The sequence below is a fragment of the Blautia sp. DFI.3.45 genome (genome assembly GCF_020593505.1).
Lineage (GTDB): Bacteria > Bacillota > Clostridia > Lachnospirales > Lachnospiraceae > Blautia_A > Blautia_A wexlerae.
This window is the reverse complement of sequence record NZ_JAJDMI010000001.1, coordinates 39,384-61,882: the sequence shown is the minus strand read 5'-3', so window position 1 is coordinate 61,882 and position 22,499 is coordinate 39,384. Positions and strand designations below refer to the sequence as shown.

Genomic DNA, 22,499 nt, shown 5'->3' with positions numbered 1-22,499 from the left:
GATTACGTTAATCTTCGTAAGAAAATATCGGTGCGCCTGTTTTTTCATCCCAGCGGATTTTCATCAGCATGGCATGACGGTTTGGATTGTACAGCGGATTCCCTTCAATCTCTGCTTCTGTTCTCGCATGATAAACCATGACCGGATTTCCTTCTTCGTCTTCAGTGAAGGAATTATGCCCCGGTCCATAGATTCCTCTGGACTCATCTGTACGAAGAACCGGATAACGTTCTTTTGTCCAGGATTTCGGGTCAAGAAGATCAGAATCTTCATCTGCTGTAAGCATTCCCATGCAGTATGCAGCACCTGTCTCAGATGCAGAATAGGTAAGATAAATCCTGCCGTCATGATGAATAACTGCCGGTCCTTCATTCACCCAGAAACCAACTCTTTCCCAGTCATAATCCGGTGAAGTGAGAAGTACCTGAACGGTTTTCAGTTTATACGGAGTTTCCATTTCGCCAATATAAAGGTTGGAAATCTGCTTGCCGACCCCTACCTTCTCAGCCCATACATAGTAATGTTTTCCTTTGTTTTCAAATACTGTTGCATCCAGAGAGAAAGCTTCAAAAGAAAATTCATCTGCATCCGCACGTCCCATTTTGCCTTTCTCTGTCCAGGCTCCTGTAAGCGGATCTGTATCTGCACATTCCAGCACATAAGGGCGGATTGCCCAGATATCATCTTTATCTCCGCCCGCAAAATAGATGTACCATTTTCCGTCCAGATAATGAAGCTCCGGCGCCCAGATATGTTCGCTCATGATTCCTTCTTTGTGTTTCTCCCAGACTGTCACTTCTTCCGCATCTTTCAGTCCTGCCAGAGTTTCGCTTCTTCTCAGTACAATCCGGTCATAGGCCGGTATGGATGCTGTAAAATAATAGTTTCCGTCTGTGTGGCGATAAACATATGGATCTGCTCTCTGCAGAATCCATGGCTCATTATACTTAAGTTCTTCACTCATTGTGTGTCCCCCTGTCTGTTTTTATTTTAGATTTATATAAATTATTTTTTATGTATTTAAAATTGTACTGCATTTTTCAGAAAATATCAACTATATTTTTTTCTTTTCGTTGCACATTTTTTGCAGATTCGTTATAATCTACCGTAAACGCTGTAAAATCATTTTTAACAGAAAGGGAAATCCGTTATGTTATATATTAAAAGTCTGGAGCAGGCGGTCCCTGTCTTCAAAGCTCTTGGTTCTGACATTCGCATACGGCTGATCCAGACTCTCCTTGAGCATCAGGAAATGAATATGAATGAACTGGCTTCCAGTCTGGGGATTACCAACGGTGCCCTGACCAGCCATGTAAAGAAACTCGAAGAAGCCGGAATTCTCGCAATTCTTCCGGAGCATTCCGGCCACGGAAACCAGAAGGTCTGCCGCATTAATGTTGACAAGATCCTGGTTGATATTGCCTCTAACAATGACAGCCCGGCTGAGGATAGTTACTCTATTGACATTCCGATCGGCAACTACTTTAATTATTCTGTCTATCCAACCTGTGGGCTGTCTACTACCGATAATCTCATCGGTGAGGTAGATGATCCTCGTTATTTTGCTCATCCGAGCCATGTAGATGCAAAGATTTTATGGTTTGGACGGGGATTTATTGATTACCGCATTCCAAATATGTTGCCTCCGGGACAGAAGATTGACCGGCTGACACTCTCCTTTGAAATCAGTTCAGAAGCTCCCGGAGTCAACAGTGACTGGCCTTCTGATATTTCCTTTTTCCTGAATAATACAAAGGTCGGAACCTGGACAAGCCCCGGAGATTTCGGTGATGTCCACGGTATGTTCACTCCCGACTGGTGGTTCCCGAACTGGAATCAGTATGGTCTTCTGAAGATGCTTGTCATTGACCGTCACGGTACTTTTATCGATGGATTAAAGATCTCTGATGTGAATACACAGCAGCTCACTTTTACCTCTCAGGATGATATGGTATTCCGTTTCCAGGTGGATGAACCATCTCAGAATATTGGCGGTCTGACACTCTTCGGAAAAGATTTCGGAAACTATAATCAGGATATTAATGTGAAAGTGCATTATACTCCAAATGTATAATTTTACAGAATATCTGAAAACAGCAAAAAGCAAGGAACCGATGTGTTTTGCCACATAGTTCCTTGCTTTTGTTTTATATTTCATCTGATTCTCCGGTTATTCTCCGCGCATCCAGACTCTCATCTGATTTTCTCCGCGGTTGCCCCATGTGTAATACGGCACTGCTGTCAGTGTTGTCAGAGTTCTCACCGGTGCAATATCACTGTACAGAGAATCTCCCACTGTTTCCAGCTTACGTGCTTTGATCTTAAGCAGGACGCAGCCTTCTAGCAGGCCTTCTTTGCAGACTTCCTCTTCCATCTTTGCATCTTCAAAGATGTGGTAAGACTGAAGCAGGCCCGGATTGTCCACACCCTCGAAACAATAAACGATCGGCCCGCGCATAAATGCTACACAGCCGGCATCTTCCCTTACTTTAAGGTTTGCATAAATCTTGCGGATCTTCATCGGAAAAGCAAGTTCTACTTCATCATTTTCCCACACTCTCTTAAGGATCAGATATCCTTTTTCCACATCTGCAGTGATATTCTTCTCTTTTCCATTTATACGTACCTGAACAGAACCCGGGCGTACCCAGGATGGGATATGGATTCCCAGGATAGTCTCTTCCTCTGTTTTTCCGGTTATATGATAGGTCACTCTGCCATCCCACGGATAGTTGCTTTCTACAGTTACATCCATCTTATCAAAGTGTGCTTCTGTGCCTGCCGGGATATGAGAATAAACTCCCTCTTCAGTCTCACTCCACAGATATTTGCCAAGAGACATCAGCAGACGCACTACATTGGGAGGACAACATGCACATGTATACCAGCCCGGACGCTCCGGCAGAACATGCTTATATCCATATAATTTTCCGCTGACTCCAGGTTCTGTTTCCAGTGGATTTACATAGAAAAATCTCTTTCCGTCAAGCTGCATTCCGCTGATGATCCCATTATAAAGTGCTCGTTCCATCACATCTGCATAGCGTCCATCCATCACATTATCAAGCATCTTTCTTGCAAAAAATACCAGCCCGATGGATGCACAGGTTTCCGCATAAACGGTGTCATTCGGCAGATCATAATCAATGGTAAATGCCTCGCCGTCTACGGTACTGCCGATTCCTCCGGTGATATACATTCTCTTCTGAGTCATGTTCTCCCAGAGATCACAGCATGCCTGATAGAGTTTTTCATCTTTGTAAAGAGAAGCCAGTTCTGCCATGGCAGTATACATGTAAACTGCACGGACACTGTGTCCTACTGCTTCTTTCTGCTCATAGACAGTAGCATGTGCCTGGTTATATTCTCTGTTATGCACATCCATATCAAAGTGAACCCAGCCTCTTTTTTTCCTCTCTTTGACAAAGTAATCCGGATCTTTTCCACGCTGTTCAATGAAATATCTGGCAAGGTCTTTGTAATTTTCTTTTCCGGTTACTTCATAGAGACGCAGAAGTCCCAACTCGATTTCCTGATGTCCCGGAATGCCCGCTTCTTTACCTTCTTCTGTTCCAAAACGTTTCCCGATATGTTCTGCCATGCGCTCCATTACATGAAGCAGACGGTCTTTTCCAGTCACCTCATAGTAAGCCGCCGCTGCTTCCATCATATGTCCGGCACAGTATAATTCATGGCATTCCTGTAAGTTCTGCCAGCGGTGTTCCGGCTCTTTGATCGTGAAAAAAGTATTCAGATAACCGTCATCCTGCTGCGCTTTTTCAATGATTTCAATAACCTTATCTGCACGTTCTTCCAGTTCAGCATCCGGTCGGACTTCCAGTGCATACGCCACACCTTCCAGCCATTTGGCAACATCACTGTCCTGGAAAACCATTCCGTAAAATTCACCCTCTTCCAGTCCCGCTGCAATACGGAAGTTTGCCAATGCATGGCTCTTTTCCACTCCCGGAATCTCATCATTTAATATTTTCTCCTGATAAGGAATTACTGTATCCATTACCAGTTCCTGATATCCTCGCCAGAATTTATCCGTTACTTTTACCTTATTCAGCAAACTGCTCTTTAAACCTTCTTTCATTTCTGCGCCTCCCATTTTGCCGGCAGATCCGGACATTTTCGCACCTTCTGTACAGCCCGCAGTTCCACAAAGCATCCGCAGAGCCTGCACATCCCACTCATTAATCGTTCACAGGAGCTGCATATGCCAAGCCTTTTCTCATAGGTCTGCTGATCTACTTTCAGCTCTTCATCCATACGCTGAATATAGCGTGACAGATCCTCATAAAAAGCTTCTTCATTCTTCTGTCCGGGCAGACATTTCCTGCACACACGCAGCTTCCCGTTCATACCTTCGTCTCCTTTTTGTTTCCATTATAAATGTTCACAGAAAATACCTGTCTGTTTTGTCAGAAACGGCATTTTCTGTGAATTTGTAAAGTTTATTAATCTTTCATTTTATCTGTTTAAAAATACTGTAATTATCTTACTTCCAGATGGAGAACACTGCATTTAGGAATTATAAATTTAATTCCCTCTGCTGTTTTTTCCACTTCGTTAAATTCTTTTACACGAACCTGATCCGGTGTTTCGAAGGTATTCATTTCGTGCATTTCACCGTGTACAATCTCACCTTTAACTTCATTTACCTGGTAATCTGTAAGGATAGTTCTGATTTCATAATCTTTATCCAGAGACAGGTTTGTCAGTGTGATATGTACAGCTCCATCTTCTGCTACAGATACGGATTCTGTCAGGTTCGGTACCTGCCATTCGTCTTCCACACCAATAGTTTCTGTTTCAACAGAACTGTCTACAAGCATTGCATCCTGATGATATTTATACATATCAAATACATGATAAGTTGGTGTCAGAATCATATCAGCACCGTCAGTAAGAATCACAGACTGAAGCACATTTACGATCTGTGCAAGGTTCGCCATCTTTACTCTGTCGCTGTGTTTGTTAAAGATATTCAAAGTGATACCTGCGATCAGGGCATCTCTCATTGTGTTCTGCTGATACAGGAATCCCGGGTTTGTTCCTGGTTCTACTGTGTACCATGCGCCCCATTCATCAACGATCATGCCGATTTTTTTCTCTGGATCATATTCGTCCATGATATGTCCGTGACGCTCGATCAAAGTTTCCATAAAGAGCGCTTTATTCAGACTCTTATACCATACCTTATCATCAAAATCTGTAGCACTTCCCTTGATCTCCCATCCTTCCGGATGTACATAATAATGAAGAGAAAGACCATCCATATTTCCGTGAAGCTCTTTCAGGCAATGATTATGTGTAGTCTTTAATACTTCGGAAGTCCACTCATAATCATCTACATTGGCGCCGCAGCAGACTTTGTGGATTGGGTGATCCGGATGATAATTGCGGACATAAGTCTGATAACGGCGGTATTCATTTGCATAGAAGTCAGGATTCATATTTCCGCCGCATCCCCAGTTTTCATTTCCAACTCCAAAGAAATCCAGTTTCCATGGTTTCTCATGTCCATTTTTCTTACGGAGGTCAGCCATCGGAGAAACACCCTCGAATGTGATATATTCTACCCATTCAGACATTTCCTGAACTGTTCCGCTTCCCAGGTTACCATTAACATAAGCTTCGCAGCCAAGCTGCTCACAGAGTTCAAAAAATTCATGTGTACCAAAGCTGTTATCCTCTACCACACCGCCCCAGTGTGTGTTAATCATTTTTTTACGTGTTTCCTTTGGTCCGATACCGTCTTTCCAGTGGTATTCATCTGCGAAACATCCACCCGGCCAGCGAAGTACCGGAATCCTGATATGCTTCAGTGCTTCTACTACGTCTGTACGCATTCCATTCTTGTTCGGAATCGGTGAATCCTCACCTACATAGATTCCTTCGTAGATACATCTTCCCAGATGCTCTGAGAAATGTCCATAGATCTCTTTGTTGATTTTGCTCTGTTTCTTTGATGGATTAATTACAAGCTTAGTCATTTTTACCTCCACAGTTTATGATTTCAGGTTTTTATTTTACCTTTTTCTAAAATAATATACTTTATTTTGCTTTTTCATTATACACAACTTCTGTCTGATATTCAATATATTTTCTGCAGAATTGCTATGATAATTTTGTATAAGAAGGAGTCCTGCCCATATAACTTTATTCTGTTACAGAAACATTACGGAGTAATTTCCTGCAACAGAAATAAAAAGAGCCACAACAGATTTCATATCCATCTGTTGCGACTCTCTCTTTTACAGTCCTACATTCCCGCTGTTCAGCCCTTCTTTACTGTCCTTATCAAGTGGCAGCCAGTCCAGTACTTTCTTAATATAACGGTTCCAGAAATCCCACTCATGTGCTCCCGGACCTTCCTCGTAAGTTACATCCACACCCAGTTTCTGCATGGTATCTCTGAACTTACGGTTCGGAGGAAGAAGCGGATCATCTAGTCCACAGGCAAGGTACATATGCGGAAATGGGATTCCATCTTTTTTCATATTTTCGGCAATCCATTCCGGATTGATCTCACAGTCTTTGATCCGGGACAGATCTCCAAATACACTCTCCAGAAAACTTTTTTTCTCAAAGAACATAGGAGAACTGTCATCTGCTGTCCCCATTTTTTCAAGTATCATGGCTGACGAAAGGCCTGCGATATATCCGAATGTATCATAGTATTTCAGACCATTTCGGATTGCACCGTATCCTCCCATAGATAACCCGGCGATAAATGTATCTTCTTTTTTGTGGGATAACGGAAACATTCTTCGTGTGATCTTTACAAGTTCTTTTCCGATAAATTCACTGTAGTTTTCATTTGCATTCGGATGATCCATATAGAACATATTTGCTCCGGAAGGCATAACTACTGCCAGATTCTTTTCTTCTACCCATCGCTTAATACATGTTCCTGTTACCCAGTCTGTGTAATTTCCCATTACTCCGTGAAGCAGATACAAAGTCTTAAACGGTTTGTTCTCTTCTTCTGTTTCTTCTCCAAAAAACACTTTATCAACCGGCAGGATTACATTCATCGTTACCGGACGCATCAGTGCTTTTGAAAAGAAGTTCACTTCCATTAATGCCATCTTCTTGTTCTCCTTATGTATATACAAAATATCCTGAAATATCTGGATTTATTATACAGAAAATGTATCAAAAAAGCTACTGTCATATCCGACAGCAGCCATTTTTGTTAATGCTGATGTAAATATTTCTCTCTGGTGGCGAGCCCACCTCTGATATGCCGCTCCTGCTTGTTCACATCCAGAACCTGTCTCACTTCACATGCCAGTCCCGGATTGAGCTGACTGAGACGGTCAGTGCAGTCCTTATGTTTGGTTGTCACTAATTAGAACGGTTTCATCTAAGCCTAAATCACCGAAGATTCGTAAGTAAATATCTACGTTACCATCCTTGTCTACTTCAATTTTCTGGATAATCCGTTTAAGCTGTGCATTGGTCATCTGGTGAACATCGGAAATATCTTCAATCTCTTTAAACGTGCGATTCAAGATTGTTTCCAGTTGTTCACCTTTTGTCAGGTGATAAGCAACCATTTTCAACTCATTCTCCAGACGCTCGATTTCCTGTTTTGTGCCGCCGATTTTTTCATTCAGTTCCTCACGTGTAATGAGGTCATCGGTGTACATATCCATGTATTTCTGACGCATTTTTTTAAGCTTGTGAAGCTGTGCGTTCAATTCCTTTTCGTAATTCAGGTTCTCATCCTTGGCTTTGTAAACCCTCTGGAATTCGCCTGTTACGTGACGAATTACATTTTTCTTTGCTTTCAGCAGCTCGGAAAAGTATTCGGACAGAACTTCAATCAACTCTTCCTCGTCCACTGTCTGAGCATTCGGGCAGCTATCCGCCCCACGTCCATTATGACCGGAACATACCCAGCGAATATAAGTATTCTTATAAGTACGAACAGTTCGTCGAAATGACCAGCCACATTCCTTACATTTAATCAGAGTAGAAAACAAATACTTATTGCTCTGCCGTTCCTTTGTTAATTTAAAAGTCTTGCTTCTGCACTCCAAAATCTCCTGTGCCTTTTCATACATTTCCGGCTCAATAATCCGCAGTTCCGGACGTTCTGTTACCATCCACTCCGTCTCGTCTTTTTCCGTTCTCTGTCCAGTCAGGAAGTCAGCTACTTCCTGCTTGCCGTTGATAATTTTTCCGGTATAAAGTTCATTCGTTAAAATCCGGCACGTCGCATTCTGGCTCCACTGACAATTACGCTTTGTTCGGATACCTTTCGCATTCAGCATGTTTGCAATCTTGGCGGCACCATATCCTTCTTCGATATACCATTTATAAATCTGCCTGATAACAGCTGCTTCTTCCTCGTTGATTGCCAAATTAAAGTAATCTCCAATGGTTTTATCATATCCGTACACAATATTCGGAACTCGTCCTTTTTCAGCATTCATTTTCTTGCCGAATTTCACACGCTTTGAAGTATTGGCACTTTCTTCCTGCGCCAATGCACCGAAGATTGTCAGAACAAATTCACTGTTTCCCATGCTGGTCATGTTGGCCGTCAAAAACTGTGTCTCGATTCCTAATGCTTTCAGTTTGCGGACATTCTGCAGAAGGTCTACAGTATTTCTGGCAAAGCGAGAGATGTCCTTTACTACTACCATATCAAATAGTCCATGTTCAGCATCAGCCATCATGCGTAAAAATTCTTTTCGATTTTTTATTTTCGTGCCTGAAATACCCTCATCTGCATATAATCTAACTAAGTTGTCACCAGTACGCTGGGTGTACTCAGAGAAAAATTGCTTTTGAGCTTCCAGACTGTTGAACTGGTCGGCTTTATCAGTGGAGACACGGCAGTAAGCTGCTATATTCATATTCAGTGCCTTTCTGTTATATTTAAGTCGTTCTGTTACAACTTTATTATAGCAAAACAAGTAAAAAAAGCAAGAGATAACTTTCACATTTTCCCTTGCCTTTAACCTTATACTTATAATGGACTCCAATTATAATCAATGTTTCCTATTTGAACAACCTTTACATTCGTACATTCAAATTTCTTTTCATTAAAAATAGCATAATTTGTTCCACCATCAACCAACGTACTTTTAAATTTTATTCCATCATATCCTAAGTGCTTGATATAATCACAAATATACTGCGTTGGCACATAATCCAATGCACGGTCAAATCGTCGCATCGGTTTTGCAACCTCATCTCCAATTTTTCGAATGATTTCAATGTTAATTGCAAACCATGTCATATCAAAATCAGGGATAGAAAAAGGACCTATTTTATCAAACAAACTCAAATCCACTATTCGCAAATCTTTTGTTTGAATAAACTCTCCGACAGATACATGATCATAATCCCTTGCTCTTACTTCATGAAAGGTGGTTTCCTCATCACCTGCCAGATACAAGCATTGAATACCTTCTGAATTTGTTCGTCCAGCCGTTGTTAATGCTACTGGTGGCACTCCCATTTTTCTCGTAGAATATCCAGAAGTATAACTATCCTCATCGCATATTCTTGAACGAAATAATTTTAAAGTACCTTTCGGAATATCAATGACCATGTTTTTTAACAAATTCTCTAATTGATCAAAATTAACTTGCTGAGAATGAAATCTATTTACATGCTTGATATTATAACAAAAATCATCCCAATTATAAGTTTTTAGGATACATTGTTGTTCCATTGTATCCGCCGAAAAGAATTCTCGTATTGTAACCTTCTTGTCAAATAACTCTGGTTCATCTTGATACCGTTCACTACAAATAGCTGTAATGATCTGCTGTATATCGTCCCCTGTAACAGAAAACACTTTCCATTTACTCAAAAAATTCTTTAAATAATCTGCCCTTACATCTGACTCGGCAACTTTAAGATGTTTAGCTACCGTAAAAGCATCCATAATTTCTTCCAGATACTCTTCTAAATAATGATCTTCTTCCGTATCATAAATAATACAATCCGTTTTATGTTGGATTTCGCAATCACCATGTCGATTTTCACTTGCAATCATTGAACTGAGCTGCTCATCCAAAAAGCATTCTAATCCAATCTGCATTATTATTTTCCTCCCAAGAAATTGCTGACCAACTCAATATGATGCATAATAGAATATTTCTTAACTGTTCCTAAACCTGGATATTTTCCAGAACTATAACAATCATAAAACCCTTGTAAACCTAATGTATTCTGTACATTATTTTCGTCACACCAGTAAACTAATTTTTCCAGTGCTTCACCAAATTTTCCACCCGGGTCTTCGATTCCCTCATTTGAATCAGAAACAAAATGATGTATCCGCAATTCCTTTTTTTTATCAAAATAAACAACATGAATCGCTACTGCAACCGGAGCAAATCCTGATTCATTAAATTCTTCTCCAACAACAGAATAATCTGCAAATCCAACATAATTTTCATTCTGATAATATAAATGACTATCTGAAAAGAATTCATCCTGATTGTCTATATAATCAATATTTCTGGATTGCTTATTAAAGTTATCTTCAAATAAAACTTTTGAATCTGGAATTACTCGTCTAAAAGCTCTATCATCCGGAATTAACGTAAATCGTGGTAATGTATCTTCGTATGCATCCAAAAAGTCATCCAAGCAATCCCTATTCAAATTTATAATAAGATATTTATTCTTAGATGCTTCACTTTTTATTTCAGATAAAATACCACGATCCATGATATAAGACTTAATCACTTTATCATTTTGGGTTAGTAAATCATACAATTCATTAGCAACCTTGGAATCTTCTTCACGCATTTCCTTCAACTTTTTTGCGAAATCCCCCACTGTTGGATTAAATACTACCGCAATTTCTCTATCATTTTTAACAAATGTTTCTAATGTTTTTAATAATGTTGAAGATGGTTTCACCGGTTCTATTATCGGAATAACTTTTTCGCTAATACGTTTTCCTTCCAGCAATTCTCGCAAAGCAATTAACTCAAATTGTCTTCCACGTAAATACGGAAAATACATTTTACACACCTCCATAGGATTCATTCAAAAATTTCGTTATCTTTTTATAATCATCAGATTTCAAATTCATAAAATATGCCAAAAATTTTAGTTCATAAGGAATCTTACTAAATTCGTCTTTTATAATTTGACTTCTCTTTTTTAAAAGCTTCAAAACTGATAAATATGCTTCTTCTAATGGTATCTCTAAAAACATTTTTTTACACTCTGAATAGTATTTAAATTCTGAAACATCCGGCAAATGTTTATATTTATTAAAAAGGATTTCTTCGTATTCTTGTTTTCTCAATATCTTAAAAAGAATTTCAGCATCTAACTCTACGCTATATGCCTGTGGCTTTTGTATTGTTGTTATAGTTCCACGTTTTTGCAAAATGTAAATACCAACAGGTTTTCCAATCATTTCTATCTTTTTCTTCAATACCTGAAGATTTTCTTTGCAAGTAACAACCGCTACATGATCAAATGCCTTATAATAATCATTTATTTGATTTTCCAATCTATCAAAATTATCCAATTCCGTTTTTATTTCATACACAACTGCTTTACCATTAATCAAAACAAAATCTGCTTTAGACTTTGCAATAGGAATTTCCGTTAATGCGGTTGTCGTATTCACACTATGTATGCCTAATAATAATTTATTCAACAATGTATTTTTATAATAATATTCGTTTCTATAACCTTCTCTTAATACATTATAAATTTGACTTATCAATTCTGAATTTTGCTTTCCTGTACCATTATCGACGTATCTTCTAACAACTTGACTGTATGTTTTATCATATCCATTATCAAAACAGTTGCGAAAAGTACTACGAGAAAAAATTTTATTCAAAATATTTAATTTGTTCTTTTCCATACTTTTCACCTCCGTATACTTTATCAGGTTAATTATATCAAATTTATTTGTCTATATCTACCCTTGTTTTTCTTTATGACACTTTTATTCCTCTCTCCACACACAGCTCAAAAGACACCCTACATTCCTATGTAGAGTGCCCTTCTGTACCATTCATCTGCTCGGGAAGCTCATTCGCTGCTTCTTGTATTGCCTGTTCCACCTTACTTGCATTTGCTTCAATCAATATCTTTAACAGATAGTCGGCGGTTACTTCCGCAGTGTTTGGATTATGGAATCGATAATTAAGTTTTCTCTTTTTCATAGCGGAATTTCCACCTCCTCCCGTATGTCTTTGTCCATAACTATGAAAATGTTTTTTGAAATAGTCCTGCCAAATGCCATTCCTGTTCAACTTAAATAGATGCCGGTCAAAGGGGCATCCCTGTTGTAAACCACCGCTGTAAACAAACTCCAAAAAATCTAATTCTTTTTGTTTTTTCAGTTTTCTTTCCTCAATACCAAATTACTCTTATATATCTGTTTACTGTTTACAAATTCTACAAGTCAAAGCAATATCCATAGAAAAAAGTGTAAACAACACGCCAACTACCGTAAACCTGACTGGCATTTTACTGGAAAGGTAACTCCACCTGCCGGGCTTCCTTCTCAGTAATCGGATGCCAGTCATTTTCATTTTTTAAGTCTTTTGCGTCTCGTTTACAGTTTTCGTTTACACATACCCACGAACGCTGTGTACCGTAATCCTTGAATCTTGTCATCGTCCCCTGTTTCCAACCCACAATGCTTGTATTCATGATTTCACAGATGCGGTCTGTCTCCGCCTTCTTCGGCTTTACATAAGGATTGTCCAGTGCCTCTTTAAAAAGCATCAATGAACAGACTTTTCTGTCTTCATGTTCATCCAGCCATGCCTGTATCATTCCGGCTTCCGTATCATCCGCCATGAACTCCTGCCGCAGTTTATCAAGCTGTGTTTCTGTTTCCTTTGAAAACGCCAGTTTAAAATTTCCATTACGGTACAACATCATTGCTTCCGCCCACACCTGATCAATATACTGTCTGGATTCCTTCTCATTTTCGAGGATATGAACCTCCATCTCTGCCCGGTTCGTCTGAACCGGAACGAATCTTCGATTTCCGGTACGGTCAAACGGCAGGAATCGCTTAATATTGGATGTTCCTCCAAATACACATTGCCTCGGACGATCAAGAGCATATACTGCATAAGAATCCCGATAAGTCTCTTTCTGCCTGCTCAGAAAGCTCTTTGTTTCCTCAATACTCTTAGAGCGTGCCGTTGCGACCATTTCAGACATTTCAATCATCCAATGACCACGAAGCTGACAATAAACTTTTTCCGAATCCAGTTTGCCGATGTCATCAGTGAACCAGTCATCCTTTACTGCCATGAAACGAAAAAATGTAGATTTTCCCACGCCCTGACCCCCGACCAGACAGAGCATATATTCAAACTTAATTCCGGGGCGGAACGCACGGGCAATAGCTCCCAGCAAAAACATTTTCATACTTTCATAGGTCAACTCATCCACAGGTGCACCAAGAAAATGATGCAGCACATAGCGGATACGTTCCTGCCCATCCCATTGCAGACTGTTCAAATAATCCCGGACAGGGTGATATTTGTTCCGATCTGCCTGATGGACAATACTTTTCTGCACAATCTTATCCATCGTCAGACCGTAAGTCTCTTCCAAATAAAGCATAATATAGTTCAAATCCATATCTGTGAATGCCGGGCTTATCCGTTCCCACCACACGGGTTTTACAATGTCTGTCTGCTCAGTCAAAATATTGTGCCGGAATACATCTTTTAACAGAGGATCATGTTCTAAAATTAGCTTACAGTTATGCCGATTGTTTTTCACAGCACCCTTCTGTGTCATTTCCAGTTGTTCTCTGATTTCCTCTACTGTCAACTCCGTTTCCATTATATCCATTACTTCGCACAATTCCTGTCGTGTCTGTGGTGATAAAGTCTGAAATTCTCTGTTCAATCGCTGTCACCTCCTTCCCATGAGCCACCACTACGGCAACTCGTTCTTCTAATGTGCCTGATAATAATGTATCCAACAGGTACTCTGTTTCTGATATTTTTTCCAATGCCTCCATAAACAGCGGATGCCAGACATCTTCCACCTGTTTCGGAGCACACTCTTCTTTCCACTGTTTCAACAAATGCAGGTAATCTGCCAGTGCACGGAAATATCTATTTTCTGCCTGCAGATACCTCTGTTCCTGTGTTAGCTGTCGTTTGATTTGTTTTCTCTGTGGCGGGCTGTGCCCCATGTTCTCATAATGTATAGAAAAATCTCTTGCCAATTTCTCTGCCGCCTCTTTTGGTTTTAAATTGTACAAGTGTGCCGTAAAATCAATCACATCCCCATCTGCCTGACATCCGAAACAATGAAAACGCCTGTCCACTTTCATGCTTGGATTCTTGTCACGGTGAAATGGACAGACCGCCATTCCATTCTTGTTTACCCGTATTCCATAGCTTTCTGCAGCCTGCCGGGTAGTCACAGACTGTTTAACTGCTTCAAATATATTCATCCTTTTCCTCTTTTCTTTACATCACAACTCCATATCGTTCCTTCCCAATTTAGTTCTTCCTTCGTGTTCCCATCGCTCTCGGTTCTCCTGTTCCGCAGTAATTTTTGCTTTTGCCAGCCTATCCAGAATGGAACTTCTGGCTTTTTTCTTAATCTGTTCGGTATTCACCTTTTTGACTTCCGGTTTTATCAGCGTGGTCTGGATTGTTTTAACTGCTGTCTGCATAGCTTTTGTAATTTTGGTAATTACTCCGTCCAATCGACTTACAGCATAAGTTCTTTCTTTTTGGGAAGCCTTGCGCTCAGGGGAAAGCACCCACGCCTTTGACTGTTCTACCAGACGAATGTCTTCTTTATGGGTTTCCACTCTGACCTCATCCGTCACAACCTCCACAGCTTTGTCGTAAGCAATATCTGAAACTTCATCGATCAAAGCTTCTACTTCTTCAATTTTCAAAGTAAGTGTATCCAGTATTTCTGTCTGGTTTTTCATCTGTTCCTTTTGCTTAAACAGGATATAATCCTGCTTTTCAAGATAATCTCGCCCTCCATAAGACGGTTCTTCTTCCAGATGCAACCCGTATTTTCGAGTTATATCAAAAAGCATTGTCCGGCAAATAGCATCAAAAGTCTGCTTTCGATTATTATTGCGGCCTTTAGGTTTATCCGGTTTTGGAAGTGCAATCCCTAATTCTTCCAGTGCTTTTTCCTGCTGGGGACAGATTTCCCCGTACTTATTCTCACAATCAAAAACATGACGTTCATGAATGTGCGGCGTTCCTTCGTCCAAATGCAGTGCCCAGTCCAGAATATGGACATGAGAACCGAACCGATTTGTGAACTGCTTTGTAAAGTCCTGTACGACCGCAAGTAATATTTCATAGGAAACAGATTCTTCTACTGTTCCTATTTGAAAAATAGTTTCCTCTGGACAGGTTTTATTGTTCTTTAGTAAATCTTCCACAGATCGGTTACGCTCTGTATGACGGGTTCTTGCATTTCTTTCATTCTGCGCTTCTATATATTTTCCATAATGTTCCTGATAAAAAGTACATTCAATTTTCTCAAAACTGATATCCTGAGAATCTTCTTCCCTGTTCTGCATTGTGGTATAGCCACGGTAACAGTCCCAGTAAATATTTTCTCTGACTCTTCCAGCATCAATATGTTCACTGTTTTCCAAGTCGAAACGGCGATCATTATGCCTGGGATTATAAGTGCCATTTTTCCCGGAGCGTCCATTGTGTCTTGTTGCTTTCAATAATTTTCTTGCCCTCCTTTTTCACGTTTTTCCAAATTAAATAAGGCAGCGAAGCTGCAAACCTGCGTGAATTTGCGTCAGGTAATACCCAGTACGAGTAGACGCACGCATCAACTCACTGGGCAATGGCTGCCGCCCTTAACCTGCACAAAAGACTTCGCTCTCCGCTCTGCTCCAGATTTAGTTACTATTCTCCGGCACCCTTCCATTCCCCTTTGCCATCCATTCGAAAAAAGCAATTTTACTAACCTTAATTAATCTGCCGCTTCGAAATGCCGGAAAACCGGGTGTATGAACCAGTTCATAAGCCGTTACTCTGGAAATCCCCATAATCCGCTGAATATCAGCCACATCCAGTACAAGAGGCAGTTCATCATAATTGTTTAATCTCTTATTTTCACTCATGTTGTTCCTCCATTTTTGATCTCATCTTTTTAGCTTCTCATTGCCGTTTTCTCTTTCCTGTTTCCTGAGTCATACTGCTGTCAAGGCATACAACACGTCATCCATTCGGATGCGCTCACTTCTTTTATCGAAGGTCATGGCGGTTTATCTCAGGTTAGACGGTCATAAAGTTGTCAAAGTACACTGCATAGTACGAAATTACCATTCAATCGTATCTTATCAATCTCATCTTGACTTTTCAATACTTTCGCGATACCATAAATGTAACTAATATTATATTTTTTAAAATTACCATACAAAACAGGAGCAAATAGAAATGGCTTATCAATTTATAAGGCAAGAACCTTGCTACGACCACATCCTCTTCGTTCTGGCATTGGATAGAGACAAAATGAAGGAGCGAATTTTAATCGGAACGGAACAGCAAATCCGTTTTCGACTGGACGGAAATAAAGATAACGATGTCATATATGATATAACACGTCCTCTAGGACGTTTTCTGATAGATTTTGAATATGATAAAGAAAAGAACTGGAATATATATGGACTTGCTCCCCTACGTGATGCATTGCACACTAACCGTTGGAAACAGCCTGCACTGGAACAGACTGCTGGTGATTTTCTGGCAAAAAAATATCTCACCGGTGATCCGGTGAGAATGTATGCTACATTCCGTATTTGGAATGAATATCTTGTTACAAGGGAATATCGTGACCGTAATACTGCCTGTGATCGTTTTATAGAAAAAATCCAAATTTTGACTCAGGCATTCCAAACAGAAAATGTCATGAATTTTAATTCTGATACCGGAAAACCAGAACGTTTTCATACTGGCAGTCTTTATTTCCGCAACACTCCTGCTGAAATCACTCGACTTGAACTTTGGTTTCCGGATAATAGGCGCAGAACAGAATGCGTAGCTGCCTATAGCTCTTTTTATCCGCTTATCACTTATTACTTGAATCGACTGAATGACTGGGGCCTTTGTTTCCGTCAGTGCAAAGTCTGTGGAAAATATTTTCTGGCAAAAAGCCAGCGTTATGAACTGTGCAGTGATAAGTGCCGTAAAGCACAGGCACTTCAAAACAAAAGGGAGTTTGATGAACGAGCCAGAGAAAATAACTATGATCTGCTTTATAAAAATGAATGCCAGAATTGGCGTAATAAAATCAATAAGTCCCAAAAAACTGCTAATTTTCCGATTGAACGCCTGGAAGAAATGAAAAATGCGTTTGACCTTTTTAAGAAAGAAGCTCTGCAGCGTAAGAAAGCTGTAAAGGCAGGAGCAACCAGTCCGACAGAATTCACAGACTGGTTGTATCAGCAGAGCAATATTATCTTAAAACTCAGCAAAATCTGAATCCATCCCTGTAAAGGAAAGGCAGCGAATTTACTCGCTGCCTGCCTTCTCATTGAACTTGTATCCTACACCCCAGACGGTTTGAATATATACCGGGTTACCCGGATCATCTTCTATTTTCTCACGAATATGACTGATATGGCTCATTACTATATTGTAATCGCCAAAATAGGATTCTTTCCAGACTATATCATAAATCTGTTCTTTACTAAATACTCTTCCTGGATTTTGTGCTAATAACTGCAGGATTTCAAACTCGGTGTAAGTTAATTCTATTTTTCTATTATCACGAACGACTTCTCTCCGTTTCAAATCAATCGCTATACCCTTATGCCATATTTTCGATTGAAATTGTATTTCCTGAAAAAGAAATTTCTCTCTGCCGGAATCTAACACAGAAATAACAGAATTTACCAAATCTTCCTCAGCTCCCTCGAATGATACCAGCAATATTTTTCCCACCTAATCGTCCTCGTTTCATTTAATACTAACTTAATGTTTCGCCTCTGAAGTATATCCATCAAATGTTTCCGCTTCCGGATTAAATTCAGTAAATAATTCCTGCATTCTATTTTTGCTTACTTTTTGAAAGCTGCTGATCTTTCCACTTTTGTCTCTCGTTACTTCAATGTACATAGTTCCGTTGCTGTTAGAAAAGATTCCCCTTCCCTCATCATATAAATCTGCTATAATCTTACCATTATAAACCCAGTTTCCTTGAGCATCACAAGATACTCCATAATCAGCATACTCCTGTGGAACAGCAATATTAAGACCTTTTCCCTCTTCACTGCTATATTCGCCCATGTCATCAGCCGCTATGTTCTCACTTCCTCCTTCTTCAAAAACAGATCCTTTCATTTCATCTGCAGTTACAGCTTCTCCGCCGGAACTTTCAACCAATACTGCCGGTTCTGACCAAAAATCATCTGATAACGGTTCTGCCTTTACGTCTGTGATGGTGCCATAGTTTTCCCTTTGCACTTCAACTCGAAGCGTACCTCCACGTTTGGAACTTATTGTATAAGTACCCGGCTTAAACTCATCCCGGAAATATCCAATGGTCTTTCCATCATACATCAGAAATCCTGTTTCTTTCTGGTAAGTTATTCCCGCTTTTGCATATTCAGAAAGCTGTTCTTCGCTGAATACATTTTCATTACTGTCTTTATTTTCGGTGACCGTTTCTGCTTCCTGCTTCGCATATTCTATATTTTCCGGAGAATATGCCATTGTAATTCCCACTGCATCATCAGATGATTTCGACAACTTCATCCCATCTTTTATTTTTTGAAGATTATCCTCATAAAGTGCAATCGTCTCATCTACCTTTTCCTGTGTCCATACAAACCATCCGTCGCCGCCTGTATAAGCTTTTTCACCAATCATAGACTGCAGAACTTCTTTTTCCTCGTCCAGCCATTTCGCATACTCTTCTGCTGTCCACCATTCCACATCCGAACTTGAAAGTGATTCATCTTCCCGGATATTCACTTCGTTTAAAGCAACTGTTGTTTCACCGTTTTCTTGCGCTGTCTCTGTCTTTTTCTCCAAGGATGATGCGGAAGTTGCAAATCCACCTGTCACGCAAATTACCAATACTGCACTTATAATTACTGCAAACTTAGATGTCTTCTTTATCTTCATAATTGCTCTTATCCTCTCTTCAATCGCATTTTTACTGAAACTGTTACATAATGGTGTCAGTCCGCTCTTTTTTTCTTCCATAGATATTAAAGCAGTTGCATATACCGACTTTATATCCATTCCAAATCTACGGACTACGGTTTCGTCACAGGATAATTCCAAATCTCTGTTAAAAAGAATATACATTACCCACACAAGAGGATTAAACCAATGAATGCATACTGCAGCAATCATTATCAGCTTTGTAAGCATATCAAGCCGTCTGATATGCACATATTCATGTTCCAACACATAACGAAGCTGATAAATATTTTTCCATTCTGTATTTTTCGGCATTAAAATAACTGGGCGAATCACACCATAAGAAAGTGGTGCAGCTATGGTTTCTGTCTGCCGGATGGATAGACTCCTTTTTAGTGGATGTTTTTCCTTCCATGCTTCCAAAATATCATTTTCAACAGGCAGCGAAAATCGAAATTCCCGATAACATTTTATATAGGAAACCGCAAAAAATCCAAAACAAAGTAACAGACCTGCCAGCCATATTACACTCAAAATCGAAATGGATTCTGTTCTCTGTACCATAGCCTCTGATAATCCATTTGCTATCTCAGGCATATTCCCATGAATGGGTAAAAATGTTGTCGTTTGCGCCGTTCTCACTGGGTTTATATCAGAATAAATACTCTGCAACAGAGAATAAATACTTGTGACTGATTTTATGGAAAATGGAACTAATAACCGTATTAATGCAATCCACCATAAAATCAAAAATGTTTTCTTCGGTAATCTGTTGATAAGCACAGCCCTTAATACCACAATAAGTAAAATAATAACCGTTCCCAGAAAACTCATTTGCAGCAGGCTCATATACATCACCTCATTCCAATTCACTGACGATCTGCTTCAGGTTCTTAATCTGCTCCATAGAAAGTTTTTTTCTGCCAAGAAGTGCCGCAAACAACTTGTCAACAGATCCATCATATATCTTATCAATAAGTTCATCTGTTTCCAGATCCTGTACCTGTTCTTTTGCTATAAGCGCATGGCACATAAATCCCGGTTCCGTTCGTTCAATCGCGCCTTTATTGATACACCGCTTAATCAATGTATACGTTGTGTTTTTATTCCAGCCGACTTCTCTGTTTAAAGTATCTGCAACATATTTCGCTGGCACGTCACCATCCTTCCACAGAACATCCATTACCTTTAATTCCGAATCAAAAAGTTTGATATTTTCCTCTGTCACTTGTTTCGCCTCCTATAAGACTACAGTAGTCTGTTCTTGTTTTCAGACTACCACAGTCTTATAACATTGTCAATCATTTTCTGTCGCTAGGAAAAGAAAAACAGCCAGCCTTTCGGCTGACTGCTCCATACTAAATATAAACCATTTCGTTCAGTACAATTTCTTCTGCTCTGTTTCTAATATTATTACACCGTTGTACCCAAAGCATAGCATCTTTCCGCTTCAATTCCTCCGTCACTCCCTCAGCCGCTTTCATCTGATCAACAATACACGTAAACCGTTCCTCCGCTTGTTCGTCCAAATCCTCCAGATAGCTCCAAAGTTTTCCGGTCAGCAGTAAACTGGAATATCTACCGTAGCACTGCTTTTTCAGATACTCCCTGTGCATTCGTCCCCACTTACCGATAGATCGCTTTTCCTCCGGCAGCTTCAAGTCTGGGATATAATAATCCCCGACAAGTACATAATCAATGCCATTCTCCGTAATTCTTGTTTTCAAATCCTTCATGGTTCGTTCCTCCTTGGTTTTTCTTATTCTATTACCCAAACGAACCGTTCTATATTGTTACTTCCATATGTACAGTGCTCTTACTAATCCCGAATTTCTTCGCCGCCTGACGCACCGTTGCCTTTGTATCAATAATATAATTTGCAATTTCCACTGCCCGCTCCTCGATATAATCTTTCACGGATAAGCCTCCGAAGACGCTGTTTTTACAGTGTATGCACAGAAATTTCCGAATATGTAGCAATCGTTTTTATAGTTGTGCCTTATAAAAGAACGGCCGTCCATACCGGACGACCGTTTCACTCATTGCAATCTTATTTAAATTTAATCTCTTTCCCTTCCAGTCTCCACTGTCTGAATTCTGCGGAAGCAGATAACAGAAGATCTGAAGAAGAGTTCAGAGCTGTTTCTACAGAGTCCTGAACTACGCCAATGATAAATCCTACTGCAACAACCTGCATGGAAATGTCATCTGAAATTCCGAACAGAGAGCATGCCATCGGAATCAGAAGAAGTGATCCGCCGGCTACACCGGAAGCGCCACATGCTGACAGAGCTGCAAGAAGACTCAGGATAATTGCTGTCGGAATATCTACATGAATACCAAGAGTAAATGCAGTTGCCATTGTCATAACCGTGATAGTGATAGCCGCACCATCCATATTAATAGTTGCACCAAGCGGAATGGTTACAGAATAAGTATCTCTGTCCAGTCCCATCTCTTCACAGACTTTCATGTTTACCGGAATATTAGCTGCGGAACTTCTTGTAAAGAAAGCCGTCAGCGCACTTCTCTTCAGGCATTGGAAAATCAGCGGATATGGATTCTGGCGGATGCACCAGTAAACCAGAAGCGGATTGGTCACAAAATAGATAAACAGCATACATCCTACAAGAAGAAGCAACAGTTTTCCATAAGTCGTAAAGATATCCAGACCGTTTGTAGATACTGTGTTAAATACCAGACCAAAAATTCCAAAAGGTGCAAGATTAATGATCCAGGTTACTACCATGGAAATACCATCTGCAACATCAGCCAGAACCTTCTTTGTCATCTTATCAGCTGCACGAAAAGCAAGCCCAAGAAGAACAGCCCACATCAGGATCCCTACATAGTTTGCATTTACCAGTGAAGATACCGGGTTGGCAACTACGTTCAGAAGCAGGTTATTTAATACCTCAACGATACCCTGTGGTGCACTTGTATCTGTTGCTGCATTTGCAAGTGTCATCTTTACAGGAAATGCCATACTCGCAAATACTGCGATCACTGCTGCCAGAACTGTACTGAACATATAGAGAATGATAACTGTCTTAATAACTCCTCCGTGAGATTTTCCTGCATTACACAGGGAACTGATAACCAGGAAGAATACCAGCAAAGGTGCAATTGCCTTTAACGCACTTACAAAGACATCACCCAGAATTGCGATTCCTGTTGCCTGCGGTACAGCAATTCCCAGAATCGCACCCAGGATCAGGCCAACCAGGATTCTCTTTACAAGAGCAATCCTGGTCCATTTGTCCCAAACTTTTTTCATTTCTTTAATCCTCTTTCCCTTTAATTTGATAAAACAATGATACGTTACATTATAAAGGAAGCAAATAGAATATGCAAGAACAT

General features: G+C 40.0%; 21 protein-coding genes and 2 pseudogenes. 2 read left to right on the top strand and 21 right to left on the bottom strand.

From position 1 onward, the window contains the following. Nucleotides 1-7: 7 nt before the first annotated feature. On the bottom strand, nt 8-964 hold the full coding sequence (locus LJE09_RS00285; protein ID WP_025577880.1) for a glycoside hydrolase family 43 protein: 957 nt from the start codon (nt 962-964) through the stop codon (nt 8-10). A gap of 186 nt (nt 965-1,150) precedes the next feature. On the opposite strand from LJE09_RS00285, the gene LJE09_RS00280 reads away from it, so the two are divergent. Next, on the top strand, nt 1,151-2,074 hold the full coding sequence (locus LJE09_RS00280) for an ArsR/SmtB family transcription factor (protein ID WP_055060147.1): 924 nt from the start codon (nt 1,151-1,153) through the stop codon (nt 2,072-2,074). A gap of 96 nt (nt 2,075-2,170) precedes the next feature. Here LJE09_RS00280 and LJE09_RS00275 read toward each other — a convergent pair whose 3' ends face one another. From LJE09_RS00275 to LJE09_RS00210, 14 genes and pseudogenes are all read right to left on the bottom strand, one after another. Further along, on the bottom strand, nt 2,171-4,099 hold the full coding sequence (locus LJE09_RS00275) for a glycoside hydrolase family 127 protein (RefSeq protein ID WP_118409210.1): 1,929 nt from the start codon (nt 4,097-4,099) through the stop codon (nt 2,171-2,173). Beyond that, nucleotides 4,096-4,368 carry a DUF6171 family protein gene (locus LJE09_RS00270; protein ID WP_008707104.1) on the bottom strand — a complete coding sequence of 91 codons (273 nt, stop codon included), beginning with the start codon at nt 4,366-4,368 and terminating at the stop codon, nt 4,096-4,098. The genes LJE09_RS00275 and LJE09_RS00270 overlap by 4 nt, the downstream gene beginning before the upstream one ends. A 131-nt stretch (nt 4,369-4,499) precedes the next feature. Further along, a complete protein-coding gene (locus LJE09_RS00265) occupies nt 4,500-6,002 on the bottom strand; it encodes an alpha-N-arabinofuranosidase (protein ID WP_118409211.1) in 1,503 nt (500 codons plus the stop codon). A gap of 261 nt (nt 6,003-6,263) precedes the next feature. Next, nucleotides 6,264-7,100: an alpha/beta hydrolase gene (locus tag LJE09_RS00260; protein ID WP_227310891.1), complete on the bottom strand. Its 837-nt coding sequence runs from the start codon at nt 7,098-7,100 to the stop codon at nt 6,264-6,266. 107 nt (nt 7,101-7,207) lie between these two features. Beyond that, a pseudogene (locus LJE09_RS18550) lies at nt 7,208-7,357 on the bottom strand (sporulation transcriptional regulator SpoIIID); the annotation flags it as partial. Next, nucleotides 7,344-8,879 (bottom strand): recombinase family protein, encoded by a 1,536-nt coding sequence (locus LJE09_RS00250; RefSeq protein WP_227310890.1) that lies wholly within the window; start codon nt 8,877-8,879, stop codon nt 7,344-7,346. The gene LJE09_RS00250 and the pseudogene LJE09_RS18550, both read right to left, overlap by 14 nt. A gap of 113 nt (nt 8,880-8,992) precedes the next feature. After that, nucleotides 8,993-10,075 (bottom strand): RES family NAD+ phosphorylase, encoded by a 1,083-nt coding sequence (locus LJE09_RS00245; protein ID WP_008707124.1) that lies wholly within the window; start codon nt 10,073-10,075, stop codon nt 8,993-8,995. A 2-nt stretch (nt 10,076-10,077) separates the two neighbouring features. Then, nucleotides 10,078-11,010: a sce7725 family protein gene (locus LJE09_RS00240; RefSeq protein WP_008707126.1), complete on the bottom strand. Its 933-nt coding sequence runs from the start codon at nt 11,008-11,010 to the stop codon at nt 10,078-10,080. 1 nt (nt 11,011) lies between these two features. Then, complete coding sequence (locus LJE09_RS00235) at nt 11,012-11,872, bottom strand: sce7726 family protein (RefSeq protein WP_008707128.1); 861 nt, start codon at nt 11,870-11,872, stop codon at nt 11,012-11,014. 127 nt (nt 11,873-11,999) lie between these two features. Continuing rightward, nucleotides 12,000-12,176, bottom strand: a complete 177-nt coding sequence (locus LJE09_RS00230; protein ID WP_008707130.1) for a hypothetical protein — start codon at nt 12,174-12,176, stop codon at nt 12,000-12,002. A gap of 307 nt (nt 12,177-12,483) precedes the next feature. After that, complete coding sequence (locus LJE09_RS00225) at nt 12,484-13,833, bottom strand: virulence-associated E family protein (protein ID WP_008707132.1); 1,350 nt, start codon at nt 13,831-13,833, stop codon at nt 12,484-12,486. Beyond that, nucleotides 13,742-14,446, bottom strand: a complete 705-nt coding sequence (locus tag LJE09_RS00220; protein WP_008707134.1) for a CHC2 zinc finger domain-containing protein — start codon at nt 14,444-14,446, stop codon at nt 13,742-13,744. The genes LJE09_RS00225 and LJE09_RS00220 overlap by 92 nt, the downstream gene beginning before the upstream one ends. Before the next feature lie 21 nt (nt 14,447-14,467). Beyond that, complete coding sequence (locus LJE09_RS00215; protein WP_008707136.1) at nt 14,468-15,706, bottom strand: hypothetical protein; 1,239 nt, start codon at nt 15,704-15,706, stop codon at nt 14,468-14,470. 180 nt (nt 15,707-15,886) lie between these two features. Then, entirely contained in the window at nt 15,887-16,111 is a 225-nt protein-coding gene (locus LJE09_RS00210) for a helix-turn-helix domain-containing protein (RefSeq protein ID WP_008707138.1), read from the bottom strand. 316 nt (nt 16,112-16,427) lie between these two features. Between LJE09_RS00210 and LJE09_RS00205 the strand changes: the two genes are divergently transcribed. After that, entirely contained in the window at nt 16,428-17,471 is a 1,044-nt protein-coding gene (locus tag LJE09_RS00205) for a DUF6076 domain-containing protein (protein WP_025577902.1), read from the top strand. 30 nt (nt 17,472-17,501) lie between these two features. Here the strand turns inward: LJE09_RS00205 and LJE09_RS00200 are convergent, their stop codons facing one another. The 6 genes and pseudogenes from LJE09_RS00200 to sstT form a co-directional block, all read right to left on the bottom strand. After that, nucleotides 17,502-17,933, bottom strand: a complete 432-nt coding sequence (locus LJE09_RS00200; RefSeq protein ID WP_020993285.1) for a winged helix-turn-helix domain-containing protein — start codon at nt 17,931-17,933, stop codon at nt 17,502-17,504. 30 nt (nt 17,934-17,963) lie between these two features. Further along, nucleotides 17,964-19,973 carry a M56 family metallopeptidase gene (locus tag LJE09_RS00195; RefSeq protein ID WP_081018946.1) on the bottom strand — a complete coding sequence of 670 codons (2,010 nt, stop codon included), beginning with the start codon at nt 19,971-19,973 and terminating at the stop codon, nt 17,964-17,966. A 25-nt stretch (nt 19,974-19,998) separates the two neighbouring features. Then, nucleotides 19,999-20,367: a BlaI/MecI/CopY family transcriptional regulator gene (locus tag LJE09_RS00190; protein ID WP_008707144.1), complete on the bottom strand. Its 369-nt coding sequence runs from the start codon at nt 20,365-20,367 to the stop codon at nt 19,999-20,001. 130 nt (nt 20,368-20,497) lie between these two features. Then, nucleotides 20,498-20,875, bottom strand: coding sequence for a TnpV protein (locus LJE09_RS00185; RefSeq protein WP_008707145.1), 378 nt, complete (start codon nt 20,873-20,875; stop codon nt 20,498-20,500). Nucleotides 20,876-20,930: 55 nt separating this feature from the next. After that, nucleotides 20,931-21,056 (bottom strand): annotated as a pseudogene (locus tag LJE09_RS00180) (sporulation transcriptional regulator SpoIIID); the annotation flags it as partial. A gap of 133 nt (nt 21,057-21,189) precedes the next feature. Next, nucleotides 21,190-22,416 carry a serine/threonine transporter SstT gene (sstT, locus tag LJE09_RS00175; RefSeq protein ID WP_118338954.1) on the bottom strand — a complete coding sequence of 409 codons (1,227 nt, stop codon included), beginning with the start codon at nt 22,414-22,416 and terminating at the stop codon, nt 21,190-21,192. Between the last annotated feature and the right edge of the window lie 83 nt (nt 22,417-22,499).

Excerpts from the sequence above, each read along its gene's own strand:
- LJE09_RS00250 (WP_227310890.1), bottom strand. The coding sequence starts at position 8,879 with ATGAATATAGCAGCTTACTGCCGTGTCTCCACTGATAAAGCCGACCAG.
- LJE09_RS00245 (WP_008707124.1), bottom strand. The coding sequence starts at position 10,075 with ATGCAGATTGGATTAGAATGCTTTTTGGATGAGCAGCTCAGTTCAATG.
- LJE09_RS00205 (WP_025577902.1), top strand. The coding sequence starts at position 16,428 with ATGGCTTATCAATTTATAAGGCAAGAACCTTGCTACGACCACATCCTC.
- sstT (WP_118338954.1), bottom strand. The coding sequence starts at position 22,416 with ATGAAAAAAGTTTGGGACAAATGGACCAGGATTGCTCTTGTAAAGAGA.
- LJE09_RS00235 (WP_008707128.1), bottom strand. The coding sequence starts at position 11,872 with ATGGAAAAGAACAAATTAAATATTTTGAATAAAATTTTTTCTCGTAGT.
- LJE09_RS00240 (WP_008707126.1), bottom strand. The coding sequence starts at position 11,010 with ATGTATTTTCCGTATTTACGTGGAAGACAATTTGAGTTAATTGCTTTG.
- LJE09_RS00275 (WP_118409210.1), bottom strand. The coding sequence starts at position 4,099 with ATGAAAGAAGGTTTAAAGAGCAGTTTGCTGAATAAGGTAAAAGTAACG.
- LJE09_RS00285 (WP_025577880.1), bottom strand. The coding sequence starts at position 964 with ATGAGTGAAGAACTTAAGTATAATGAGCCATGGATTCTGCAGAGAGCA.
- LJE09_RS00265 (WP_118409211.1), bottom strand. The coding sequence starts at position 6,002 with ATGACTAAGCTTGTAATTAATCCATCAAAGAAACAGAGCAAAATCAAC.
- LJE09_RS00280 (WP_055060147.1), top strand. The coding sequence starts at position 1,151 with ATGTTATATATTAAAAGTCTGGAGCAGGCGGTCCCTGTCTTCAAAGCT.
- LJE09_RS00195 (WP_081018946.1), bottom strand. The coding sequence starts at position 19,973 with ATGAGTTTTCTGGGAACGGTTATTATTTTACTTATTGTGGTATTAAGG.
- LJE09_RS00185 (WP_008707145.1), bottom strand. The coding sequence starts at position 20,875 with ATGAAGGATTTGAAAACAAGAATTACGGAGAATGGCATTGATTATGTA.
- LJE09_RS00220 (WP_008707134.1), bottom strand. The coding sequence starts at position 14,446 with ATGAATATATTTGAAGCAGTTAAACAGTCTGTGACTACCCGGCAGGCT.
- LJE09_RS00260 (WP_227310891.1), bottom strand. The coding sequence starts at position 7,100 with ATGGCATTAATGGAAGTGAACTTCTTTTCAAAAGCACTGATGCGTCCG.
- LJE09_RS00225 (WP_008707132.1), bottom strand. The coding sequence starts at position 13,833 with ATGGATATAATGGAAACGGAGTTGACAGTAGAGGAAATCAGAGAACAA.
- LJE09_RS00230 (WP_008707130.1), bottom strand. The coding sequence starts at position 12,176 with ATGAAAAAGAGAAAACTTAATTATCGATTCCATAATCCAAACACTGCG.
- LJE09_RS00270 (WP_008707104.1), bottom strand. The coding sequence starts at position 4,368 with ATGAACGGGAAGCTGCGTGTGTGCAGGAAATGTCTGCCCGGACAGAAG.
- LJE09_RS00210 (WP_008707138.1), bottom strand. The coding sequence starts at position 16,111 with ATGAGTGAAAATAAGAGATTAAACAATTATGATGAACTGCCTCTTGTA.